This is a genomic window from Pseudomonas sp. JS425, from assembly GCF_018223845.1.
In the GTDB taxonomy this organism is placed as follows: Bacteria; Pseudomonadota; Gammaproteobacteria; order Pseudomonadales; family Pseudomonadaceae; genus Aquipseudomonas; species Aquipseudomonas asiatica.
In genome coordinates this window covers 5,882,124-5,901,286 of the sequence record NZ_CP073661.1, presented here as the reverse complement: position 1 = coordinate 5,901,286, position 19,163 = coordinate 5,882,124, and the positions used below count along the sequence as shown (strand labels likewise).

18 protein-coding genes are annotated in these 19,163 nt (G+C 64.5%); 7 read left to right on the top strand and 11 right to left on the bottom strand.

The genetic code is table 11. From position 1 onward, the window contains the following. Nucleotides 1-813 (top strand): bifunctional DNA-formamidopyrimidine glycosylase/DNA-(apurinic or apyrimidinic site) lyase, encoded by an 813-nt coding sequence (gene mutM / locus KDB76_RS27065; protein WP_038410214.1) that lies wholly within the window; start codon nucleotides 1-3, stop codon nucleotides 811-813. Between the two features lie 168 nt (nucleotides 814-981). Here the strand turns inward: mutM and KDB76_RS27060 are convergent, their stop codons facing one another. From KDB76_RS27060 to KDB76_RS27040, 5 genes are all read right to left on the bottom strand, one after another. Next, nucleotides 982-1,233: a YfhL family 4Fe-4S dicluster ferredoxin gene (locus KDB76_RS27060; protein ID WP_013974644.1), complete on the bottom strand. Its 252-nt coding sequence runs from the start codon at nucleotides 1,231-1,233 to the stop codon at nucleotides 982-984. A 108-nt stretch (nucleotides 1,234-1,341) separates the two neighbouring features. Continuing rightward, nucleotides 1,342-1,821: a pantetheine-phosphate adenylyltransferase gene (coaD, locus tag KDB76_RS27055; RefSeq protein WP_003249065.1), complete on the bottom strand. Its 480-nt coding sequence runs from the start codon at nucleotides 1,819-1,821 to the stop codon at nucleotides 1,342-1,344. 112 nt (nucleotides 1,822-1,933) lie between these two features. Further along, nucleotides 1,934-3,532 carry a GMC family oxidoreductase gene (locus tag KDB76_RS27050; protein WP_013974642.1) on the bottom strand — a complete coding sequence of 533 codons (1,599 nt, stop codon included), beginning with the start codon at nucleotides 3,530-3,532 and terminating at the stop codon, nucleotides 1,934-1,936. A gap of 20 nt (nucleotides 3,533-3,552) precedes the next feature. Next, a complete protein-coding gene (locus tag KDB76_RS27045) occupies nucleotides 3,553-4,038 on the bottom strand; it encodes a hypothetical protein (RefSeq protein ID WP_023663000.1) in 486 nt (161 codons plus the stop codon). Nucleotides 4,039-4,048: 10 nt separating this feature from the next. Further along, nucleotides 4,049-5,479: a coniferyl aldehyde dehydrogenase gene (locus KDB76_RS27040; protein WP_013974640.1), complete on the bottom strand. Its 1,431-nt coding sequence runs from the start codon at nucleotides 5,477-5,479 to the stop codon at nucleotides 4,049-4,051. Between the two features lie 151 nt (nucleotides 5,480-5,630). On the opposite strand from KDB76_RS27040, the gene KDB76_RS27035 reads away from it, so the two are divergent. Together KDB76_RS27035 and KDB76_RS27030 are read left to right on the top strand one after the other, a co-directional pair. Further along, entirely contained in the window at nucleotides 5,631-6,296 is a 666-nt protein-coding gene (locus KDB76_RS27035; RefSeq protein WP_023663002.1) for a TetR/AcrR family transcriptional regulator, read from the top strand. A gap of 47 nt (nucleotides 6,297-6,343) precedes the next feature. Further along, nucleotides 6,344-7,198: a sulfurtransferase gene (locus KDB76_RS27030; RefSeq protein WP_038410213.1), complete on the top strand. Its 855-nt coding sequence runs from the start codon at nucleotides 6,344-6,346 to the stop codon at nucleotides 7,196-7,198. Nucleotides 7,199-7,326: 128 nt separating this feature from the next. Here the strand turns inward: KDB76_RS27030 and KDB76_RS27025 are convergent, their stop codons facing one another. The 6 genes from KDB76_RS27025 to KDB76_RS27000 form a co-directional block, all read right to left on the bottom strand. Beyond that, on the bottom strand, nucleotides 7,327-8,319 hold the full coding sequence (locus KDB76_RS27025) for a hydrolase (RefSeq protein WP_013974637.1): 993 nt from the start codon (nucleotides 8,317-8,319) through the stop codon (nucleotides 7,327-7,329). 60 nt (nucleotides 8,320-8,379) lie between these two features. Further along, nucleotides 8,380-9,753 (bottom strand): pitrilysin family protein, encoded by a 1,374-nt coding sequence (locus KDB76_RS27020; protein WP_023663003.1) that lies wholly within the window; start codon nucleotides 9,751-9,753, stop codon nucleotides 8,380-8,382. Then, nucleotides 9,746-11,047 carry a pitrilysin family protein gene (locus KDB76_RS27015; RefSeq protein ID WP_013974635.1) on the bottom strand — a complete coding sequence of 434 codons (1,302 nt, stop codon included), beginning with the start codon at nucleotides 11,045-11,047 and terminating at the stop codon, nucleotides 9,746-9,748. The genes KDB76_RS27020 and KDB76_RS27015 overlap by 8 nt, the downstream gene beginning before the upstream one ends. 94 nt (nucleotides 11,048-11,141) lie before the next feature. Further along, complete coding sequence (gene rsmD / locus KDB76_RS27010; RefSeq protein WP_013974634.1) at nucleotides 11,142-11,744, bottom strand: 16S rRNA (guanine(966)-N(2))-methyltransferase RsmD; 603 nt, start codon at nucleotides 11,742-11,744, stop codon at nucleotides 11,142-11,144. Then, nucleotides 11,744-13,234, bottom strand: coding sequence for a pitrilysin family protein (locus KDB76_RS27005; protein ID WP_013974633.1), 1,491 nt, complete (start codon nucleotides 13,232-13,234; stop codon nucleotides 11,744-11,746). Before KDB76_RS27005 ends, rsmD begins: the two co-directional genes overlap by 1 nt. After that, nucleotides 13,227-14,582 carry a pitrilysin family protein gene (locus KDB76_RS27000; RefSeq protein WP_013974632.1) on the bottom strand — a complete coding sequence of 452 codons (1,356 nt, stop codon included), beginning with the start codon at nucleotides 14,580-14,582 and terminating at the stop codon, nucleotides 13,227-13,229. Before KDB76_RS27000 ends, KDB76_RS27005 begins: the two co-directional genes overlap by 8 nt. Before the next feature lie 230 nt (nucleotides 14,583-14,812). Between KDB76_RS27000 and ftsY the strand changes: the two genes are divergently transcribed. From ftsY to rpoH, 4 genes are all read left to right on the top strand, one after another. Further along, nucleotides 14,813-16,339: a signal recognition particle-docking protein FtsY gene (gene ftsY / locus KDB76_RS26995; RefSeq protein ID WP_024087859.1), complete on the top strand. Its 1,527-nt coding sequence runs from the start codon at nucleotides 14,813-14,815 to the stop codon at nucleotides 16,337-16,339. 2 nt (nucleotides 16,340-16,341) lie between these two features. Then, nucleotides 16,342-17,013 (top strand): cell division ATP-binding protein FtsE, encoded by a 672-nt coding sequence (gene ftsE, locus KDB76_RS26990; RefSeq protein ID WP_013974630.1) that lies wholly within the window; start codon nucleotides 16,342-16,344, stop codon nucleotides 17,011-17,013. Beyond that, the gene (gene ftsX, locus KDB76_RS26985; RefSeq protein WP_013974629.1) at nucleotides 17,010-18,032 is read left to right on the top strand and encodes a permease-like cell division protein FtsX; all 1,023 of its coding nucleotides are present in this window, start codon (nucleotides 17,010-17,012) and stop codon (nucleotides 18,030-18,032) included. Before ftsE ends, ftsX begins: the two co-directional genes overlap by 4 nt. Before the next feature lie 111 nt (nucleotides 18,033-18,143). After that, a complete protein-coding gene (rpoH, locus tag KDB76_RS26980) occupies nucleotides 18,144-18,998 on the top strand; it encodes an RNA polymerase sigma factor RpoH (protein ID WP_003249083.1) in 855 nt (284 codons plus the stop codon). The last annotated feature ends 165 nt before the right edge of the window (nucleotides 18,999-19,163 follow it).

Here is a 19,163-nt window from a genome sequence, read left to right as displayed (position 1 = left end):
ATGCCGGAATTGCCAGAAGTAGAAACCACCCGGCGCGGTATTGCGCCCCATCTGGAAGGCCAGCGCGTCAGCCGGGTGGTGGTACGTGACCGGCGCCTGCGCTGGCCGATTCCGGAAGACCTGGATGTGCGCCTGTCGGGGCAGCGCATCGTCAGTGTCGAGCGGCGCGCCAAGTATCTGTTGATCAATGCCGAGGTCGGCACCCTGATCAGTCACCTGGGCATGTCGGGCAACCTGCGCCTGGTCGAACTGGGCTTGCCGGCGGCCAAGCATGAGCATGTGGATATCGAGCTTGAGTCGGGGTTGATGCTGCGCTACACCGACTCGCGCCGCTTTGGCGCGATGCTGTGGAGCCTGGACCCGCTCAATCACGAACTGCTGCTGCGCCTGGGGCCTGAACCGCTGACCGACCTGTTCGACGGCGAGCGACTGTTCCAGTTGTCCCGTGGGCGGTCGATGGCGGTCAAGCCGTTCATCATGGATAACGCGGTAGTGGTGGGGGTGGGCAACATTTACGCCACCGAGGCGCTGTTTGCCGCTGGCATCGACCCCCGTCGGGAAGCGGGCGGGATTTCCCGGGCGCGCTACTTGAAGCTGGCGATCGAGATCAAGCGTGTGCTGGCGGCGGCGATCGAACAGGGCGGCACCACGCTACGCGACTTCATCGGTGGTGATGGGCAGCCGGGGTACTTCCAGCAGGAATTGTTCGTGTACGGGCGGGGCGGGCAGCCGTGCAAGGTGTGTGGCACGGAGTTGCGCGAGGTGAAGCTGGGGCAGAGGGCGAGTGTGTATTGCCCGCGTTGCCAGCGCTGAGGCAAGTTACGCGGAACCCCTTGTGGGAGCGGCCTTGCGTCGCGAAAGGGCCGCACAGCGGCCCCGGCAGTTTCTGCTGCGAAGCTGAAATCCTGGGGCCGCTTCGCGCCCCATCGCGACGCAAGGCCGCTCCCACACAGGGACCGCGTGGAGGCGTTCAGGCAGCGATCAGGCCTTGCCAGTAATCCGGCGGTACTTGGCCATCAGCTCTTCTTCGGTTTCCGGGTGCGCTTCATCCAGCGGGATGCAGTCGACCGGGCAGACCTGCTGGCATTGCGGCTCGTCGTAATGGCCTACACACTGGGTGCACAGGTTAGGGTCGATCACGTAGATCTCTTCGCCTTGGGAGATGGCCTCGTTCGGGCACTCGGGTTCGCAGACGTCGCAGTTGATGCAATCGTCGGTGATGATCAGGGACATGGGGACTCCGGCCGGGGCTCCGCGCCCGGGCATGTTCAACGCAGTGGGCACAATTGTGCCGCATTCGCGCCCGCAGTGCACGCGGGCGCGATGATCAGCCGCTAAAGGTCATTTCTTGAAGCGTTCGGTCAGCGCATCGGCCACCACTGGGTGGACGAACTTGCTGATATCACCACCCAGCGCGGCAATTTCCCGGACCAGGGTCGAGGAAATGAACGAATAACGCTCCGAAGGCGTGAGGAACAGACTCTCGACGTCGGGGGCCAGTTGCCGGTTCATGTTCGCCAGCTGAAACTCGTACTCGAAGTCGGACACCGCACGCAGGCCACGCAGGAAGACGTTGGCGCCCTGCTCCTTGGCGAAATGCGCCAGCAGGGAGGAGAAGCCGATGACTTCGACATTGGGCAGGTGCTTGGTGACCTCACGGGCGAGCTCCACCCGTTGTTCCAGCGGGAACAGCGGGTTTTTCTTCGGGCTGGCCGCCACCGCGATGATCACGTGGTCGAACAGCCGCGAGGCGCGCTCGACCAGGTCGCCATGGCCTTTGGTAATGGGGTCGAAAGTACCCGGGTACAACACTCGGTTCATCGCGTCATCCTGGCTGGAGTGCGTGGGGGAGTCGGATGGTAGCGCAGCGACGGCGCCCCGGCCAAGTCATGCGGCCGGCTGACGGCACTATAGACAGGGGGCCTGTTCCTTGTCATGCACTGTGTGCCAGGCGGGCGACCAGTGCTTCGGTGAGCCTGGCACTGATGGCATACACCGACAGTTGCGGGTTGGCGCCGATACTGGTGGGGAACAGCGAGCCGTCGTGAACCGACAGGTTTTCCAGCTGGTGATGGCGGCCAAGGCTGTCGCATACCGCCTGGCGCGGGTCGTCGCCGAGGGCGCAGCCACCCATCACGTGAGCGCTGCCCAGGCGTGTGCGGAACGGCTCCAGGCGCAACCGGTCGATCATGGCCAAGGCCTGCGCCAGGTTGGACGCGGCGCTGGCATCGCTGTGCACGGGGGTGACCTGGGTGGCGCCGGCGGCGAACTGGATCTGCGCCATGCTGCGGTAGGCGCGGCGCAGCCCGTCGCGCAGGTAGTCGGTGATCGGGTAATCGAGCACCGGTGAGCCATCGCCGCGCAGCTCCACGGCCCCGCCCTGGCTTTGCGGGTGGAAGCCGTCACGCAGCAGCGCCAGCATCACGTGGGTATGTGGCAGCGCGGCCATGCGCTGGGCATTCTCGTGGCCATGCCCGCCCAGCAGCGTGGTGGCCAGGGCCGGGTGCAGCGGTGGCACCTCCAGCTTGTAGCCAATCGGGCCATCGTTGCCGCCTTGCCATTGGAAGTGGTCGCTGTAGATGGACTGCGGAGCGCCGTAGTAGGGGTCGATACGATCGTTGAAGCGTGCTGCGCTGAAGTTGACCAGGTGCAGGAAGGTACGTTTGCCCAGGCGGCCATGCGGGTCGGGCGCGTCGGAACGCAGCAGCAGGGCCGGGCTGTTGATGCCACCACCGGCAAGGATGTAGTGACGCGCGCGAACGCGGATCTGCCGGCCTGTGGTGTGTATGCCCTGGCTATCCAGCGCCTGGCATGACAGGCCCTGGATGCGCTCGCCGTTGTGTTCGAAGCGCTCGGCCCGAGCCAGGTACAGCAGCTCGCCGCCTTGTTCGAGGGTGGCGGGAATACGTGTGACCAGCATCGACTGCTTGGCATTCACCGGGCAACCCATGCCGCAGTAGCCTAGGTTCCAGCAGCCGCGCACGTTGCGCGGGATCACCGCCCAGCGGTAGCCCAGCTGTTCGCAGCCACGGCGCAGCACTTCGTTGTTGGCGTTCGGTGGCAGGGCCCAAGGGGTGATGCCCAGCTCTTGCTCGATGCGCTCGAACCAGGGGCGCATCTGCTCCTCGCCCAGGCCGCTCACCTTGTGGGCTGCGGCCCAGTGGGCCAGGGTCTGTGGCGGCGTGCGAAAGCTGGAGGTCCAGTTGACCAGCGTGGTGCCGCCCACGGCGCGGCCCTGGAGGATGGTGATGGCGCCGTCCTTGCTCATGCGGCCCAGGCCTTCCTGGTACAGGCTGGCATAGGCTTCGTTTTCCAGCAGGTGGAAATCGCTGCTGGTCTTCAGTGGGCCTTCTTCGATCAGCAGCACCTTGAAGCCGGCAGTGCTGAGCATTTGCGCGCTGGTAGCGCCACCGGCACCGCTGCCGATCACGGCAACGTCGGCTTCCAGCGTGAGGTCGTGCTCCAGGCGCGAGGCGTCGTGGGTGATCCAGCCGCTTTCCAGGCCTTGGCGAAACGGGTCGGGTACAGGCATTGGCGCTGCTCTTGTTGTTTTCAGATTTTCGGTGGCCCGGGGTAGCCGCAGGCGGCCCAGGATTCGGGGCGTTCGTACCAGGCCATCTGCAGCAACTGCAGCAGCGAGGCGTGGCCCATGCGCAGCAGGTTCAGCGAGCTGTCCTGCCAACGTTTCAGGAAGGCCGTGACCTGCGCGGCGCTGGCTTGCTCCCAGGCGCCCCAGACCCCGGTCAGTGGGCCGCGGGTGAGCGGCAGGTTGAGCACGTCGAACAACTGCCGGGTGAGTTTGAGTATTTCCGGCGACAGCGCCGCCAGTTTGTGGTCGAGGCTATGCAGCACCAGTGTCTCGGCGGCCTGGGTGCCGGCCAGTACCACCGGGATCAGCGCGCGCAGCAGCGGCAGGTCGTCGTCGCGCAGTACCTGGTAACCCGTTGCGGCTGTCTGTGCGCTGCAGCCGACCAGGCTGGTACCCGCCAGAAAGACGCTGGCGCCAAGGCTGAAGCGCAGCAGTTCGCGGCGGTGCATGGGCTCGCCCTCAGCGGATGAAAAGCTTGAAGACCAGGCGCTGCAAGGCTTTGCCATAGGGCGGGTAGATCAGCCGGGCAGCGTTGAAGCGTTGCTTGGCCAACACCGCCTTGGCCTTGCTGAAGGTCAGGAAGCCGTCGTGGCCATGGTAATGGCCCATGCCTGAAGGGCCGATGCCGCCGAACGGCAAGTCATCCTGGGCCACGTGCAGCAGGGTGTCGTTCAGGCACACTCCGCCGGAGTGGGTGTGGCGCAGCACCTGCTCCTGGGCTGCGCGGTCATAGCCGAAGTAGTAAAGCGCCAGCGGGCGCGGGCGCTGGTTGATGTAGGCCAGTGCCTGCTCGAGGCTGTCGTAGGGCACCAGCGGCAGCAATGGGCCGAAGATTTCGTCCTGCATCACCTGCATGCCGTCGTTCACCCCCAGTAGCAGGTGGGGTGGCAGGCGCCGGCCCTGGCGGGCTTCACCGGGGTACAGGTCGAGTACCTGCGCACCTTTGGCGTGGGCATCGTCCAGTAGATGCTGCAAGCGCTGCAGCTGGCGCTGGTTGATGATGGCGGTGTAGTCGGGGTTGTCGGCGATGCGCGGGTACAGCCGGCGTACGGCACGCTGGTAGGCATCGCTGAAGGCATCCAGGCGCTCGCGTGGCACCAGCACGTAGTCGGGGGCGACGCAGGTCTGGCCGGCATTGAGGGTCTTGCCGAAGGCGATGCGCTCGGCGGCGCTGTCCAGCGGTACGTCGGCAGAGACTATGGCCGGCGACTTGCCGCCCAGTTCTAGGGTGACGGGGGTCAGGTTGTGCGCCGCAGCCAGCATTACCTGGCGCCCCACGCTGGTGGCGCCGGTGAACAGCAGGTGATCGAACGGCAGGCGGGCAAAGGCCTGGCCTACCTCGACTTCGCCGAGCACCACGCTGACCAGATCGGTGGGGAACACCTGCTCCAGCAGTTGCTTGAGCGCCTGGCCAGTGGCAGGCGTGGCTTCGCTGAGCTTGAGCATGACCCGGTTGCCGGCGGCCAGGGCACAGGTCAGTGGGCCGATGGCAAGGAACAGCGGGTAGTTCCACGGCACGATGATGCCGACCACGCCCAGGGGTTGGTAGCGCACCTGCGCGCTGGCCGGCTGGAAGGCCAGGCCGACCTTGCGCCGGCTGGCGCGCATCCAGCGCTGCAGGTGCTTTTCGGCGTGACGCAGGCCTTGCACCGAGGGCAGCAGCTCGGCCAGCAGGGTCTCGTCGGCGCTGCGCCCCTCAAAGTCCTGGCCGATTGCCTCGATCAGTTCGGCCTGGCCGGCCAGCAAGGCTTCCCGCAGGCTTTTCAGCCATTGGCGCCGCTGCGCCGCCGCTGGCGATGAGTTGCCGGCAAAAGCCTGGCGCTGGGTGGCGAACGTCGCCGCAAGGTCGAGGTCGGATTGCACAGGGGGCAAGGCACTGGGCGAGTTCATGGCGGCGTCGAGTCCGGGGAGGGAATCCCTAGAGCCTATACTCTAATTTGTACGATGGTGCGAATTTTTCCGCGTTGTCGAGCGGTGCATTCCATTGCCAATACGCCGTAAGATGACCCTTTGATGAAGGCCCGCAGACTGGGAGCTGAGCATGGCCCCGCGCATGAAGACCCGAGAGCGCATCGTGCAGAACAGCCTCGAGCTGTTCAACCAGCAGGGCGAACGCAGCGTCAGTACCAACCACATTGCCGCGCACATGGAAATTTCGCCCGGCAACCTGTATTACCACTTCCCCAACAAGCAGGCGATCATCGCTTTGCTGTTCAGTCAGTACGAAGAACTGGTGGACAGCTTCCTGCGCCCGCCGCAAGGCCGTGCGGCGACCGTGGAGGACAAGCGCTTCTACCTGAAGGCGCTGTTGGCGGCGATGTGGAACTACCGTTTTCTGCATCGTGATCTGGAACACCTGCTGGACAGCGACCCGGAGCTGGCCGCACGTTATCGGCGCTTTTCCGAACGATGCCTGCGTCAGGGCCAGGCGATCTACCGCGGTTTCGTCGAGGCGGGCATCCTGGCCATGACACAAGCCCAGATCGAATCGCTGACCATCAATGCCTGGATCGTATTGACGTCCTGGGTACGTTTTCTCAGCACCACGCGGGAACATTCCGCGCATCTGGGTGAAGAAGCCTTCAAGCGCGGCGTCTACCAGGTACTGGTGCTGGAGCTCGGTTTCGTCACCGACAACGCCCGCAATGCGGTGGACGCCCTTTGCCAGGAATTCCATGTACCGTTCAACCAGGCCCTGGAGCACTAACCCAGGGCCTCAGTGTTATCGATAGTGCCTTCGATCAGGAGATTGTCATGCCCCTTGAGCAATTGATCACCCCGCAGCAGTTGGCCGAGCGTCTGGGCTCGCCCAAGTTGGTGATCCTCGACTGCCGCTTTGCCCTCGAGGATGTGGACTATGGCCAACGCAGCTATGCCCAGGGGCATATTGCCGGAGCGCATTTTGCTGACCTGGAGCGTGACCTCAGCGGGCCTGTGAGCAAGGGACGCACCGGGCGCCACCCATTGCCGGATGCGCGCCGGTTGGTCGAGCGCCTGCGTGAGTGGGGCCTGGACGATGACAGCGAGGTGGTGCTGTACGACGACGGCCCTGGCGCTTTTGCCGCCCGTGCCTGGTGGCTGCTGGCCTGGCTGGGCAAGCGCAGCGGTGTAGCGATCCTCGATGGTGGCCTGAAGGCCTGGCATGCGGCGCACCTGCCGCTCAGCCTGGACCCGCCGCTCAAGCGGGAAGGCACCTTCAACGGTGAGCCGGACGGCAAGCTGCTGATCGATGCCGAGCACCTGGCCAAGCGTCTGGGTAACCCAGACCTGACCTTGATCGATGCGCGTGCCTTGCCGCGCTTCCGTGGCGAAGTGGAACCGATCGACCCGGTTGCGGGACATATTCCGGGGGCGCAGTGCGCGGCGTTTACCGACAACCTTGGGGCTGATGGGCGTTTTCTGCCTTCGGACCAGCTAAAACAGCGCTTTGCTGAAAAGCTCGCCGGGCGTGCACCGGAGCAGTTGGTGGCGTATTGCGGGTCGGGGGTGACGGCGTGTCATAACCTTTTCGCCTTGGCGTTGGCGGGATATCCACTGGGCAAGCTGTATGCCGGGTCGTGGAGCGAGTGGATCAACGATCCGCAGCATGGCGTAGCCACTGGCGAGTAAGCAGGCCCGGCCTCATCGCCGGCAAGCCAGCTCCCGCAGGTACATCACTACCCATCGGGCCTGTGCCACACCTGTGGGAACTGGCTTGCCGGCGATTAGGTCGGTACTGCCAATGAAAACTGCAGCTCCTATTGGCCTTCCACCAACCACTGTGGAATCCGCCGCTCCAGGTAATACCCCGGGTTACGCAGGCTGCCATCGACAAACCCCACATGGCCGCCGCGGCTGTGCAGTTCGAAGCGGGTCTGCGGCGCCAGTTCGCGGGCCGTTGGCAGGCTGTGGCCGGAGACGAAAGGGTCATCGCTGGAATGGATGATCAGCGTCGGCGTGCGGTTCTGGCCGAGGAAGAAATGGCTCGATGAGCGGCGGTAGTAGTCGTGCGCATCGCGAAAACCGTTCAGCGGTGCGGTGACCTTGCCGTCGAATTCCCAGAACGTGCGCAGGTTGACCAGCGGCCCCAGCCGTTGCAGCGTCGCTAGCCGTTCATGCTGGCCCTTGTCGTGGAAGTGCCGCTGCTTGAGCTGAACATAAGCCAGCATCTCGCGCATGAAATGCGCCTGGTACACCTTTGAAAAGCCCTGGCCGATGCGGTCGGCGCAGTGATCCAGGCGAAACGGCACCGACACTGCCACCGCAGCCTGCAACTGGCTGGCGACACCGCTTTCGCCAAGGTATTTCAGCAGCACATTGCCCCCTAGCGAATAACCCACCGCATACAACGGCGCCAACGGGCGCTGGGCGCGCAGGTGGCTGACGATTTCGGCCAGGTCTTCGCTGGCACCGGAATGGTAGCTGCGTGGCAGCAGGTTGGGCTCGCCCGAGCAACCGCGCCAGTTCACCGCCACGCTGGCCCAGCCGCGGCCGTGCAGCGCTTGCTGCAAACCTTTGACGTAGGGCGAGTGGGAGGAGCCGGTCAAACCGTGCAGGACCAGCACCAACGGCGCGTGGGGCTGGTGCGGGCCGTGCCAGTCCAGGTCGATGAAGTCGCCATCGGCCAGCCATAGCCGCTCGCGGTTGCGCTGCAGTTCAGGCAGCTTGCGCCACAGTGGCCCCCACAGAGTTTGCAGGTGGGGGTTGGACAGGCCGATGGCCGGGCGGAATGTGGCGCTGGGGCTGGGCATGCTAGGCGACTCGTGATGTGCCTGCCTAGAGTGCCATGAAACAACGCCACTGTACCTGCGCTATTGGTCGGTGGCTGGCAGCGGTTGCTGGTCGACACGTGGGCCGACACTGACCAGTACCTCGCAGTTCAAGTCGAGACGGTCTTGCATCGCCGCGCAGATATCTGCCGGGCTCAGCCTACCGATGCGCTCGATGTAGCTGTTCAGGTGGTCTGCAGGCTGATGTTGGTGGGTTATCTCCGTCAGCAATGCTGCCAGGCTGTTGTTTTGCGCCACACCACGCAGTAATTGCCCGGCCAGCTGTTTGCACGCCAGCTGCAGTTCGGCCTTGGTTGGCCCTTGCTCGATGAAATCGCACAGCAAGGTTGCTACCAGTTCCTGCGAGCATTGCACGTACCGTGGCGCGATGTCCCACTCTATGGTGAACAGCCCGCCGGCACTCAACGGCGAAGCGCGGCTGTAGATGCCGTAGGTCAACCCGCGACGTTGGCGCAGTTCCACCATCAGGCGCGATTCAAGGCCTGAAGCCAACACTTCACTGGCTAGCACAATGGCTGGGAAATCCGGGTCATTGGCGGGAACGTTCATGGGCAATGCCAGCAGCACTGCGCTGCTGTTGCCGGGCTGTTCGACGTTGATGGTTGCATGGGTAGCTTCCGGAACGGCTGGCAGGTCAGCGGCGGACCAGCCTTGCGGCAGGGCTTGGCTGATCTGTTGCGCGATGGCTTGCGCCTCGCTCAGGGCCAGGTCCCCGACAAGCACCATTTCCAGGTTGCTGGCGCTATAGGCGCGTTGGTGGAATGCCCGCAAGTCTTCAGGGCTGACGGCGTTCACGCCTTGAATGGTGCTGCCCAGCGGGTTGCCATAGGGATGCCCCTGGAACAGATGGCGAAACGCCTCGCTACGCGCCCTGAGCCTGGGGCGCCGTTCGCGGGATGCGTTGTGCTGCACGAACTGGCGCTTGATCTTTTCCAGGGCAGGCGCGGGGAAAGCCGGGTTTGCCACAAGGTCGGTAAACAGGTCCAGGGCTGGTGCGAGTATCGTTTTCGTGCTCACGCTGCGCAGGCTCAGCGTTGCATGCTCCAGGCGTATCTGCTTTTCCATGATCGCGCCCAGGCGCTCCATGCCCTCAGCTTGCCTGGCGCTGGTGTAGCGCCGGCTGCCCTCGTCGAGCATGTACAGCGTCAAGGCTGCCAGGCCGGGTTGCAAGGTGTCCTGGGCCGTGCCTGCCTTGAACCGCAAGACCACATCTACGATAGGCAGCCCGCGGGCTTCGACGAACTTCACGCCTGTACCTGCTTCCGTGGTCCACGCCTGCACCTGCGTCTGAGGGGTTTCGAGCTGGTCCAGATCAACGCCTTGGACCGAGACCAGACCACTGTGACTTCCGTTGGCTACAGCCGGTTGCGGGATGCTCGCGATCTTGTCATTCATCGGTACTTTCCTTGTGGTGCATGAAGGTGATGGCCGCACGGGCTTCAGTCAGGAATTCCAGCGCAATCAGGCCTACCTGCTCGGCTGTCACGGCTTCGATGGCTTGTCGCTCATCGTCCAGGGCAACGGGGTCCAGACCGCAGGCGGCCTGTTTGCCGATGGCCTCTGCCTGTTTGCCGATGTCGTCTCTTGCGAATAGTTGCCTGGCCAGCAGGCGAGCCTTGGCGCGTTGAAGATCTTCCTTGGAGGGGGCCGACTGGCGGAACGCTTCGATTTCCTGCATCAGCCTTTCGGCTGCTGCCTCCGGCGTAACCTGCGGGCTGCAGAACGCGTACAAGGTCAGCAGGCTGTCACCGCGCTGCCATGGCTCATAGGTCGCTCTCAGGCCCTGTAGCAGCGGAGTGTCTTGTATCAACAGGCGCTGCAGCGTGCTGGCGTGGCCTTCAGCAAGAATGTCCGGCAGCAGGCGCAGTGCGCAGGCTTGTGAGCCAGAGCGGGCGGTGCATTGGCTGGGAAGGTTGAAGCTGATGAGCACGCCGGTGTTCAGGCCATGCCAGCGCAGGGTCTGGCTGCGCCGAACCTGCCCAGAAGGCATTGTGGGTTTTTGCCGTGTTGGCAGGCGGTTGGCGGGGATCGCTGCAAAGTGCCGTGTAACCAGCTTTTGCAGCTGGGCCAGGGCAATGTCACCAGCCACGGCGAGCGTGGCATTGTTGGGGTGGTACCAGGTCTGGTACCAGGTGCGCGCCGCCGTCGGGGTCATATGGTCGAGGTCGGTCTTGTGGCCGGTCACGGGGTTGCCATAGCCGCTGTTGCCATAGGCCAGCAACTGGTGATGTTCCACTGCCAGTGCCAAGGGGCTGTTGTCGATATCCTCGCGGCGCTCGGCCATGACTACTGCCAGTTCACGGGCAAAAGGCACGTCGCTGAGGGTGGCGCTGGCCATGACGTCGGCCAGCGCCTCCAAGGCAATTTCCAGGCGGTTGCGTGGCAAAGTCAGCGGAAAGACCGTGGCATCGGGGTAGGTAAAGGCATTTGGGTCACCGCCCAGGCGGCTCATGAGGGCTGAATACTGGCCTGGAGCCAGTTTGCTGCTGCCCTCGAACAGCAGATGCTCCAGGGCGTGGGACAGGCCGGTGTGGCCCTCAGGCTCGTAGCTGGAGCCTACGTGGTACCACAGCTGCACGCTGACCAGCGGCGCGCGGTTGTCTTCACGCAGGTAGACGCGCAGGCCGTTGGCGAGGGTAAAGCTGTGCACCGAGCCTGCCGGCGCGGGTGGGGCGGGGTGGTCGGTCATGGTTGAAGTGCTCCTGCAGGAATCGGAGGAGCAGCTTCAGCCATGAAGGCGGCGGGTTTGTGGTAACTAAATACGGCAACCCAGGGTTACCGGATCAACCCCGTTGCCAAAGTGCGTAGTGCACCTGGCCGGTCTTTTTCTCGCGGTGCAGGCGCCAGTTGCCCGGCAACTGCAAGGTCGACGGGGCAGCCTCGCTTTCTGTGTAGACCCACGCCTGCTCGCGCAGCCACTGGTTCTGTTCCAGCAGGTTGCAGGTGTCTGCCAGCAGGTCCTGGTGGAACGGCGGGTCGAGGAACACCACGTCGAACTGCTGCTTGGCCGGGCCTTGCAGATAGCGCAGGGCGTCGGTCTGCAGGATTTGCCCGCGCGGGCAGCGCAGGATCTCGAGGTTGTTCTTCAGGTTGGCGATGGCCGCCGGGTTGCTGTCCAGCGCGACCGCGTCCTCGGCCCCGCGGGACAGGGCTTCGAGCACCAGGGCACCGCTGCCGGTGAAGGCGTCCAGAACGCGGGCACCCTCGATACAGGGGGCCAGCCAGTTGAACAGGGTTTCCCGCACTCTGTCAGGCGTTGGCCGCAGGCCTTCGCCTTCCGGCACCGCCAGACGTCGGCTGCGCCACTCGCCGGCGATGATGCGCAGGTGGCCCTGGCCCTTGCTGTGGCCCGGTTGTGGGCGGGCGGTAGGGGTGGATCTTGGCATTAGTGCTCCGGTACCCCGAGCGGCTGCTCGGAGGGCTTGTCAGTAGGGGCTGGCAGCGGTTTTTGCGGCACTTTCGGGCCAGCGGTGACGATCACCAGTTTATCGGCTGACAGGTGTTTGTTCATGGCCGTCCTTACCTGCTCGACGGTGAGGGCCTGGGACTGCTGCATGAAGTCCTCCAGCCAGGTCAGCGGCAGGTTGTAGAAGCCAATGGCACCCAGTTGGCCGACGATGCTGGCGTTGCTGGCATTGGACAGCGGGAAGCTGCCGGCCAGTTCGCGCTTGGCATCGTCCAGCTCCTGCTGGGTGGGGCCGGCCTTGAGGTAGTCGGCGAGAATATCCTGCACCAGCTTGAGCGTGCCCTCGCTGAGTTCGGCACGGGTCTGCAGGTTGATCATGAACGGGCCGCGAACCTGCATCGGGCTGAACACCGAGTACACACCGTAGGTCAGGCCGCGCTTTTCACGTACCTCGCTCATCAGCCGGGTGCCGAACGCACCGCCGCCGAGGATCTGGTTGCCCAGTGACAGGGCCGGCCAGTCCGGGTCCTGGCGGTCGATGCCGAGTTCGGCCAGCATCAGGTGGGTCTGCTTGGACGGGAAGTCGATGTGGGTCAGGCCTGCCTTGGCTTCGCCGGGTTGGGCCGGTGCGGCCAGCGCGGGGCCCTTGGGCAGGCCAGCTGATACCTGGGCGGCGATGACTTCGGCCTCGGCGCGGCTGAGGTCGCCGACCAGGGCGATGACCGCGTTGCCGCTGGTGTAGGCCTTGGCGTGGAAGGCGCGCAGCTGTTCCAGGGTGATGCCGCTGATGCTTTCGGCAGTGCCGTCGCTCGGGTGGGCGTAGGGGTGGTCGCCGTAGAGCTTGGCGAACAGGGCCTTGCCAGCGACCTTGCCAGGGTTCTGCTTTTCATACTCGAAGCCGGCCAGCATCTGGTTCTTGATGCGCTTGAGGGCGTCTTCAGGGAAGGTCGGCTTGCCAGTCACTTCGGTGAACAGCTTGAGCGCCGGTTCACGCTTGTCCTTGGCACTGAGGCTGCGCAGCGAAGCCACGGCCATATCGCGGTAGGAGCCGTTGCCAAAGTCGGCACCCAGCCCCTCGAAGCCTTCGGCGATGGCAGTCACATCCTTGCCGGCCACGCCTTCGTTGAGCATGGCGTTGGTCAGGGCGGCCAGGCCTGGCGTGCCGCCATCCTGGCTACTGCCGGCGGCGAAGGTGATGCGCAGGTCGAACATCGGCAGTTCGCGGGCCTCGACGAACAGCACGCGGGCGCCTTCTGCAGTGTTCCAGTGCTGTATGTTCAACTGGCGCCGGCTGGGCGCCTTGCCATCCAGTTCGGCCAGTGACTGCAAGGTATTGGCCGGGCGTGCCGCGTTGCTGTCGGCCTTGGCGGCGTTGTCGGCCATGGCCGGGGCGGCCAGCACCGCCGCCAGCGCCAGGGCGCGGATGCCCGTGGCCAGCAGGGTTGGGCGTGGTGCGCGGCGATCACTCATGAGCGGACTCCTCGGGCAATACATGGGCAACGCTCAGGCGTTCGCGGGTGAAGTAGGTGCGCGCGGCGTTCTGGATGTCCTGCGGGGTAACGCGCTTGAGCTCGTCCAGCTCGCTGTCGATCAGCTTCCACGACAGGCCGACGGTTTCCAGCTGGCCGATGGTAGTGGCCTGGCTGCTGATGGAGTCGCGGTCGTAGACCAGGCCGGCAATGACCTGGGCGCGTACGCGCTCCAGCTCTTCGGCGCTGGGCGGGGTGGTCTTGAGCTCATCAAGCAGCTGCCAGATGCCTTTCTCGACATCGGCGAGGGTTTTTTGCTTCTGCACGTTCGGCGTGGCCGAGATCAGGAACAGGCTGTCGCCGCGGGTGAAGGCGTTGTAGCTGGACGAAGCGCCGGCCACCAGTTCCTGGCCGCGTTCCAGGCGTGCCGGCATGCGGGCGCTGTAGCCGCCGTCGAGCAATGCCGAGATAAGGCGCAGGGCATGCACCGTACGCGGATCCTTGGCGGTGGGCAGGCCAGGTACGTTGAAACCGTAGATCAGGCTCGGCAACTGGGTGCGCACGTGCAGCGTCAGCTGGCGCTGGCCTGGTTGGGCCAGCTCGAGCGGCAACTTGGCCGGTGGCACGGCGCGTTTGGGGATGCTGCCGAAGTACTTCTGCGCCAGGCCCTTGACCTCATCGACGGTGACATCGCCGACCACCACCAGGGAGGCGTTATTGGGGGCGTACCAGGATTCGTACCAGTGGCGCAGTTCCTCGACCTTCATGCGCTCCAGGTCGGCCATCCAGCCGATGGTCGGGGTATGGTAGCCGCTGGCCGGGTAGGCCATGGCGCGGAACAGCTCGAACGCCTTGGAGTTGGGCTGATCGTCGGTGCGCAGGCGGCGTTCTTCCTTGATCACCTCGATTTCGCGGCTGAATTCGTCAGCGGGCAGGCGCAGGCTGGCCAGGCGGTCGGCCTCCAGCTCCAGGGCCACCGGCAGGCGGTCGCGGGCCAGCACCTGGTAATAGGCGGTGTAGTCGTCGCTGGTGAAGGCGTTTTCTTCGGCGCCTATGTCACGCAGGATGCGCGAGGCCTCACCGGGGCCGACCTTGGCGCTGCCCTTGAACATCATGTGTTCCAGCGCATGGGACAGGCCGGTCTGGCCAGGGGTTTCGTAGCTGGAGCCAACCTTGTACCAGATCTGCGAGACCACCACCGGGGCGCGGTGGTCCTCGCGCACGACTACTTTCAGGCCGTTGTCGAGGATGAATTCGTGGGTGGGTTGCACATCGGCGGCGAAGACCGCGAGCGGCAGGCAGAGCGTGCCGAGCAACAGGCCAGCGGCGCGGCGGGCTAGAGCATTCATACGGTGTTTAACCTGTTCGGCGGCCCGCTGGTTTAGCGTCGGCGGGCCAGGAGGTGCTAGGATACTGATCCGGTTGCCTGGCGACCATGCCTGTCGCCGTTCTGGCCCGCAGGACACTAAGACAAAACGTTGCGCATGAACCAGCCGGCTTCAAGATAGTCTGTTCTGCGTAGAGAGAATTCCCGATGCGCCATAGCTGGCCCATCGCTACCCTGAGATAGCCGTCTTCCATGTTTGGTTCCAACGACGACAAAAAAGCGCCAGCCGAGGCTGGTGAGAAGAAAGGCCTGTTCAGCTGGTTTCGCAAGAAACCGCAGCAACCTGTGGCAACGGGCGTGCCCGCGAATGAACCCCCAGCCGTCGAGCAGCCTGCAGCCGCTCCGGTCGAAGGGGCTACCGCCGAAGCGCCACAGGCCCCTGAACCCGTTCAGGCCCCTGCGGCGCCACAGCTGACAGAACCGCAGCAGGTCGCCGCACCCGTCCAATCCCCGGTGGTCGAGGCCCCTGTCCCCGAACCGCTTGCTTCCCAACCGTTGCAGGCCCCTGAACCCGAGCCGGTCGCTTCCCAGCCGCTGGTGGCACCTGCACCGCGGCCGGTCGCGTCGATGCCCTTGCAGGCGGCCCCGATCGAGCCAGCCCCTGTCGAGGCGGCCCCGGTCGTTGAACCGGCCGCGCCGGTCAGCAACCTGGTGCTGCCGGTTGCTGAAGAGCCCGTGGCTCTGGTGCCGGATCTGGAGCCGAAAGCGCCGCCCGCCATCCCGGAACGCCCTGCACCAGAGCCTGCTGCCCCTGTGGCTGCAGCCCCGGTCGCCGTGCAGGCCGAGCAGGCCAAGCCCGGTTTCTTCGCCCGCCTCAAGCAGGGCCTGTCGAAGACCAGCGCCAGTATCGGCGAGGGCATGGCCAGCCTGTTCCTGGGCAAGAAGGTCATCGATGACGACCTGCTCGACGAAATCGAAACCCGCCTGCTGACCGCCGACGTTGGTGTGGAAGCCACTTCCACCATCGTCCAGAACCTGACCCAGAAGGTTGCCCGCAAGCAGCTGGCTGATGCCGATGCCCTGTACAAGTCGCTGCAGGAAGAACTGGCTGCGCTGCTGCGCCCGGTCGAGCAGCCGCTGGTGGTGCAGGCGCAGAACAAACCCTATGTGATTCTGGTGGTCGGTGTGAACGGCGCCGGCAAGACCACCACCATTGGCAAACTGGCCAAGAAGCTGCAGCTCGAAGGCAAGAAAGTGATGCTGGCTGCTGGCGACACCTTCCGTGCCGCTGCAGTCGAGCAGCTGCAGGTGTGGGGCGAGCGTAACCAGATCCCGGTAATCGCCCAGCACACCGGCGCCGACTCTGCTTCGGTGATCTTCGATGCCGTACAGGCCGCCAAGGCCCGTGGCGTCGACGTGCTGATCGCCGACACCGCTGGCCGCCTGCACACCAAAGACAACCTGATGGAAGAGCTGAAGAAAGTCCGCCGGGTCATCGGCAAGCTCGACGCCGAAGCGCCACACGAGGTGCTGCTGGTACTCGATGCCGGCACCGGCCAGAACGCCATCAGCCAGGCCAAGTACTTCAACCAGAGCGTCGAACTGACCGGCCTGGCCCTGACCAAGCTGGACGGCACTGCCAAGGGCGGGGTGATCTTCGCCCTGGCCAAGCAGTTCAAGCTGCCGATCCGCTTCATCGGTGTCGGTGAAGGCATCGACGACCTGCGTACCTTCGAAGCCGAGCCGTTCGTCAAGGCTCTGTTCGCCGAGCGAGACTGAACATGATCCGATTCGAACAGGTTGCCAAGCGCTATCCCAATGGTCATGTGGGTTTGCATGAGCTGAGTTTCCGGGCGCGCCGGGGCGAATTCCTGTTCGTCACCGGCCACTCGGGCGCGGGCAAGAGCACCTTGCTGCGCCTGCTGCTGGCCATGGAGCGCCCGACCAGCGGCAAGCTGATGCTGGCCGGGCAGGACCTGGGCCAGATCAGCAACTCGCAGATCCCGTTCCTGCGCCGGCAGATCGGCGTGGTGTTCCAGAACCACCAGCTGTTGTTCGACCGCACGGTGTTCAACAACATCGCCTTGCCGCTGCAGATTCTCGGCCTGTCCAAGGCCGAGGTCGCCAAGCGCGTGGACTCGGCGCTGGAGAGAGTGTCGCTGGCCGACAAGGGCGAGCTGTTCCCGGCCGACCTGTCCACCGGGCAGCAGCAACGGGTGGGCATCGCCCGCGCCATCGTTCACCAGCCAGCCCTGCTGCTGGCCGACGAACCCACCGGTAACCTCGACCCGCGCCTGGCCGCGGAGATCATGGGGGTGTTCGAGGACATCAACCGCCTGGGTACCACGGTATTGATCGCCAGCCACGACCTGGCACTGATTGCGCGCATGCGCCACCGCATGCTGACCTTGCAGCGCGGCCGCTTGATCGGCGATGGGGAGGCCGGGCAATGAGCACTACACGTACGCCGAAGGTTTCCGAGCGGGTTGCGCCGAAGCCGGCCGACCCGCAACCGGCGAAGAAAAAGCACGACGACGATGACGGCCCGGATTTCCGCACACTGCTGCATGCCTGGCTGGAAAGCCACCGTGCCAGCATGGCCGACAGCCTGCGCCGGCTGGGCAAGCAGCCGATCGGCAGCTTCTTCACCTGCCTGGTGATGGCGGTGGCGCTGAGCATGCCCATGGGCCTGTCATTGCTGCTGAAGAACGTCGAGAAGCTTGGCGGCTCGTGGCAGCGCGCCGCACAGATCTCGCTATACCTCAAGCTCGATGCCGGTAGCCGCGAAGGCGAGGCGCTGCGCGACGAGATCAAGGGCATGCCCGGTGTGGCCGACGCCCAGTATGTCAGCCGCGAGCAGGCGCTGGAGGAGTTCCAGCAACAGTCCGGCCTGGGCGAAGCTCTGCGTGAACTGCCTGACAACCCGCTGCCCGGCGTAGTGGTGGTGACCCCGACCGAAGTCGACAAGCCGGCCCTGGAAGCCTTGCGTCAGCGCCTGTCGGAGCTGCCGCGGGTGGAAGTGGCGCAACTCGACCTGGTATGGGTCGAGCGCCTTGCGGCCATCCTCAAACTGGGTGACCGCTTCGTCTTCGGCCTGGCCGTGATGCTGATTTCTGCCCTGCTGTTAGTAATCGGTAACACAATTCGTCTACATATTGAAAACCGCCGTACCGAGATCGAAGTGATCAAGCTGGTCGGTGGTACAGACGCCTACGTACGCCGGCCTTTCCTTTACATGGGCGCACTGTATGGCCTGGGTGCAGGGGTGATTGCCTGGGGTATCCTGGCGTTTGGCCTGAACTGGCTGAACGAGGCGGTGGTAGGGCTTTCCGGGCTGTACGGCAGCGACTTCGCCCTAGGTGGGGTGCCGGCGTCCGATGGTCTGTCGCTCTTGATCGGAGCGGTGCTGTTGGGGTATATCGGTGCATGGATCGCAGTGGCCCGCCATCTGAACGAGCTGGCGCCGCGATAGTTTTTACGTGCCAGCATTGACAAATTATTCACCATGGAACTTGTACCGTCGTTCCAGGTCAATGTTGGCAGCGCCCACAAGGCGCGAGTTCTGTAAGTCGGAGGTTCTTGAATGACCACATCGTTGCAACCTGCCTATGCCCTGGTACCTGGTGCAAACCTGGAAGCCTACGTGCACACGGTCAACAGCATCCCGCTGCTGACTGTCGAGCAGGAGCGTGATCTGGGCGAGCGTCTCTATTATGAGCAGGATGTCGAGGCCGCTCGTCAAATGGTGATGGCCCACCTGCGTTTCGTCGTACATATCGCCCGTAGCTATGCCGGCTACGGGCTGGCCCAGGCCGACCTGATCCAGGAAGGCAACGTCGGCCTGATGAAAGCCGTCAAGCGCTTCAACCCGGAAATGGGCGTGCGCCTGGTGTCGTTCGCCGTGCACTGGATCAAGGCAGAGATCCACGAGTTCATCCTGCGCAACTGGCGCATCGTCAAGGTGGCCACCACCAAGGCCCAGCGCAAGCTGTTCTTCAACCTGCGCAGCCAGAAGAAGCGTCTGGCCTGGCTGAACAACGACGAAGTGCACCGCGTGGCGGAAAGCCTGGGCGTGGAGCCACGTGAAGTGCGCGAGATGGAAAGCCGCCTCAGCGGCCAGGACATGGCGTTCGACCCGGCAGCGGAAGCTGACGACGACAGTGCCTTCCAGTCGCCTGCGCATTACCTGGAAGACCACCGTTACGACCCGGCGGTGCAGCTGGAGGATGCCGACTGGAGCGACAACTCTACCAGCAACTTGCACGAAGCATTGCAAGGGCTGGACGAGCGTAGCCGCGACATTCTCTACCAGCGCTGGTTGGCGGAAGAGAAGGCCACGTTGCATGAGCTGGCGGACAAGTACAGCGTTTCGGCTGAGCGGATTCGCCAGCTGGAAAAGAATGCGATGAACAAGGTCAAGGCGCTGATCGCGGCCTGATCGAGCCCTGGCTGCAAGGAAAAGCCGCTGGCCCGCATAGGGTTAGCGGCTTTTTTTTGTGCAAGATTTACCGGCCTCTTCGCGGGCGCGCCCGCTCCCACAGGTACTGCACAGGCCTCAGGGGTAATGCTGGCCCTGTGGGAGCGGGCGTGCCCGCGAAGAGGC

Excerpts from the sequence above, each read along its gene's own strand:
- KDB76_RS27015 (WP_013974635.1), bottom strand. The coding sequence starts at position 11,047 with ATGACCGACCACCCCGCCCCACCCGCGCCGGCAGGCTCGGTGCACAGC.
- KDB76_RS27005 (WP_013974633.1), bottom strand. The coding sequence starts at position 13,234 with ATGAGTGATCGCCGCGCACCACGCCCAACCCTGCTGGCCACGGGCATC.
- ftsX (WP_013974629.1), top strand. The coding sequence starts at position 17,010 with ATGAGCACTACACGTACGCCGAAGGTTTCCGAGCGGGTTGCGCCGAAG.
- mutM (WP_038410214.1), top strand. The coding sequence starts at position 1 with ATGCCGGAATTGCCAGAAGTAGAAACCACCCGGCGCGGTATTGCGCCC.
- KDB76_RS27020 (WP_023663003.1), bottom strand. The coding sequence starts at position 9,753 with ATGAATGACAAGATCGCGAGCATCCCGCAACCGGCTGTAGCCAACGGA.
- coaD (WP_003249065.1), bottom strand. The coding sequence starts at position 1,821 with ATGAACCGAGTGTTGTACCCGGGTACTTTCGACCCCATTACCAAAGGC.
- rpoH (WP_003249083.1), top strand. The coding sequence starts at position 18,144 with ATGACCACATCGTTGCAACCTGCCTATGCCCTGGTACCTGGTGCAAAC.
- ftsE (WP_013974630.1), top strand. The coding sequence starts at position 16,342 with ATGATCCGATTCGAACAGGTTGCCAAGCGCTATCCCAATGGTCATGTG.
- KDB76_RS27040 (WP_013974640.1), bottom strand. The coding sequence starts at position 5,479 with ATGAACTCGCCCAGTGCCTTGCCCCCTGTGCAATCCGACCTCGACCTT.
- KDB76_RS27000 (WP_013974632.1), bottom strand. The coding sequence starts at position 14,582 with ATGAATGCTCTAGCCCGCCGCGCCGCTGGCCTGTTGCTCGGCACGCTC.
- KDB76_RS27030 (WP_038410213.1), top strand. The coding sequence starts at position 6,344 with ATGCCCCTTGAGCAATTGATCACCCCGCAGCAGTTGGCCGAGCGTCTG.
- KDB76_RS27060 (WP_013974644.1), bottom strand. The coding sequence starts at position 1,233 with ATGTCCCTGATCATCACCGACGATTGCATCAACTGCGACGTCTGCGAA.
- KDB76_RS27045 (WP_023663000.1), bottom strand. The coding sequence starts at position 4,038 with ATGCACCGCCGCGAACTGCTGCGCTTCAGCCTTGGCGCCAGCGTCTTT.
- rsmD (WP_013974634.1), bottom strand. The coding sequence starts at position 11,744 with ATGCCAAGATCCACCCCTACCGCCCGCCCACAACCGGGCCACAGCAAG.
- KDB76_RS27025 (WP_013974637.1), bottom strand. The coding sequence starts at position 8,319 with ATGCCCAGCCCCAGCGCCACATTCCGCCCGGCCATCGGCCTGTCCAAC.
- KDB76_RS27035 (WP_023663002.1), top strand. The coding sequence starts at position 5,631 with ATGGCCCCGCGCATGAAGACCCGAGAGCGCATCGTGCAGAACAGCCTC.
- KDB76_RS27050 (WP_013974642.1), bottom strand. The coding sequence starts at position 3,532 with ATGCCTGTACCCGACCCGTTTCGCCAAGGCCTGGAAAGCGGCTGGATC.
- ftsY (WP_024087859.1), top strand. The coding sequence starts at position 14,813 with ATGTTTGGTTCCAACGACGACAAAAAAGCGCCAGCCGAGGCTGGTGAG.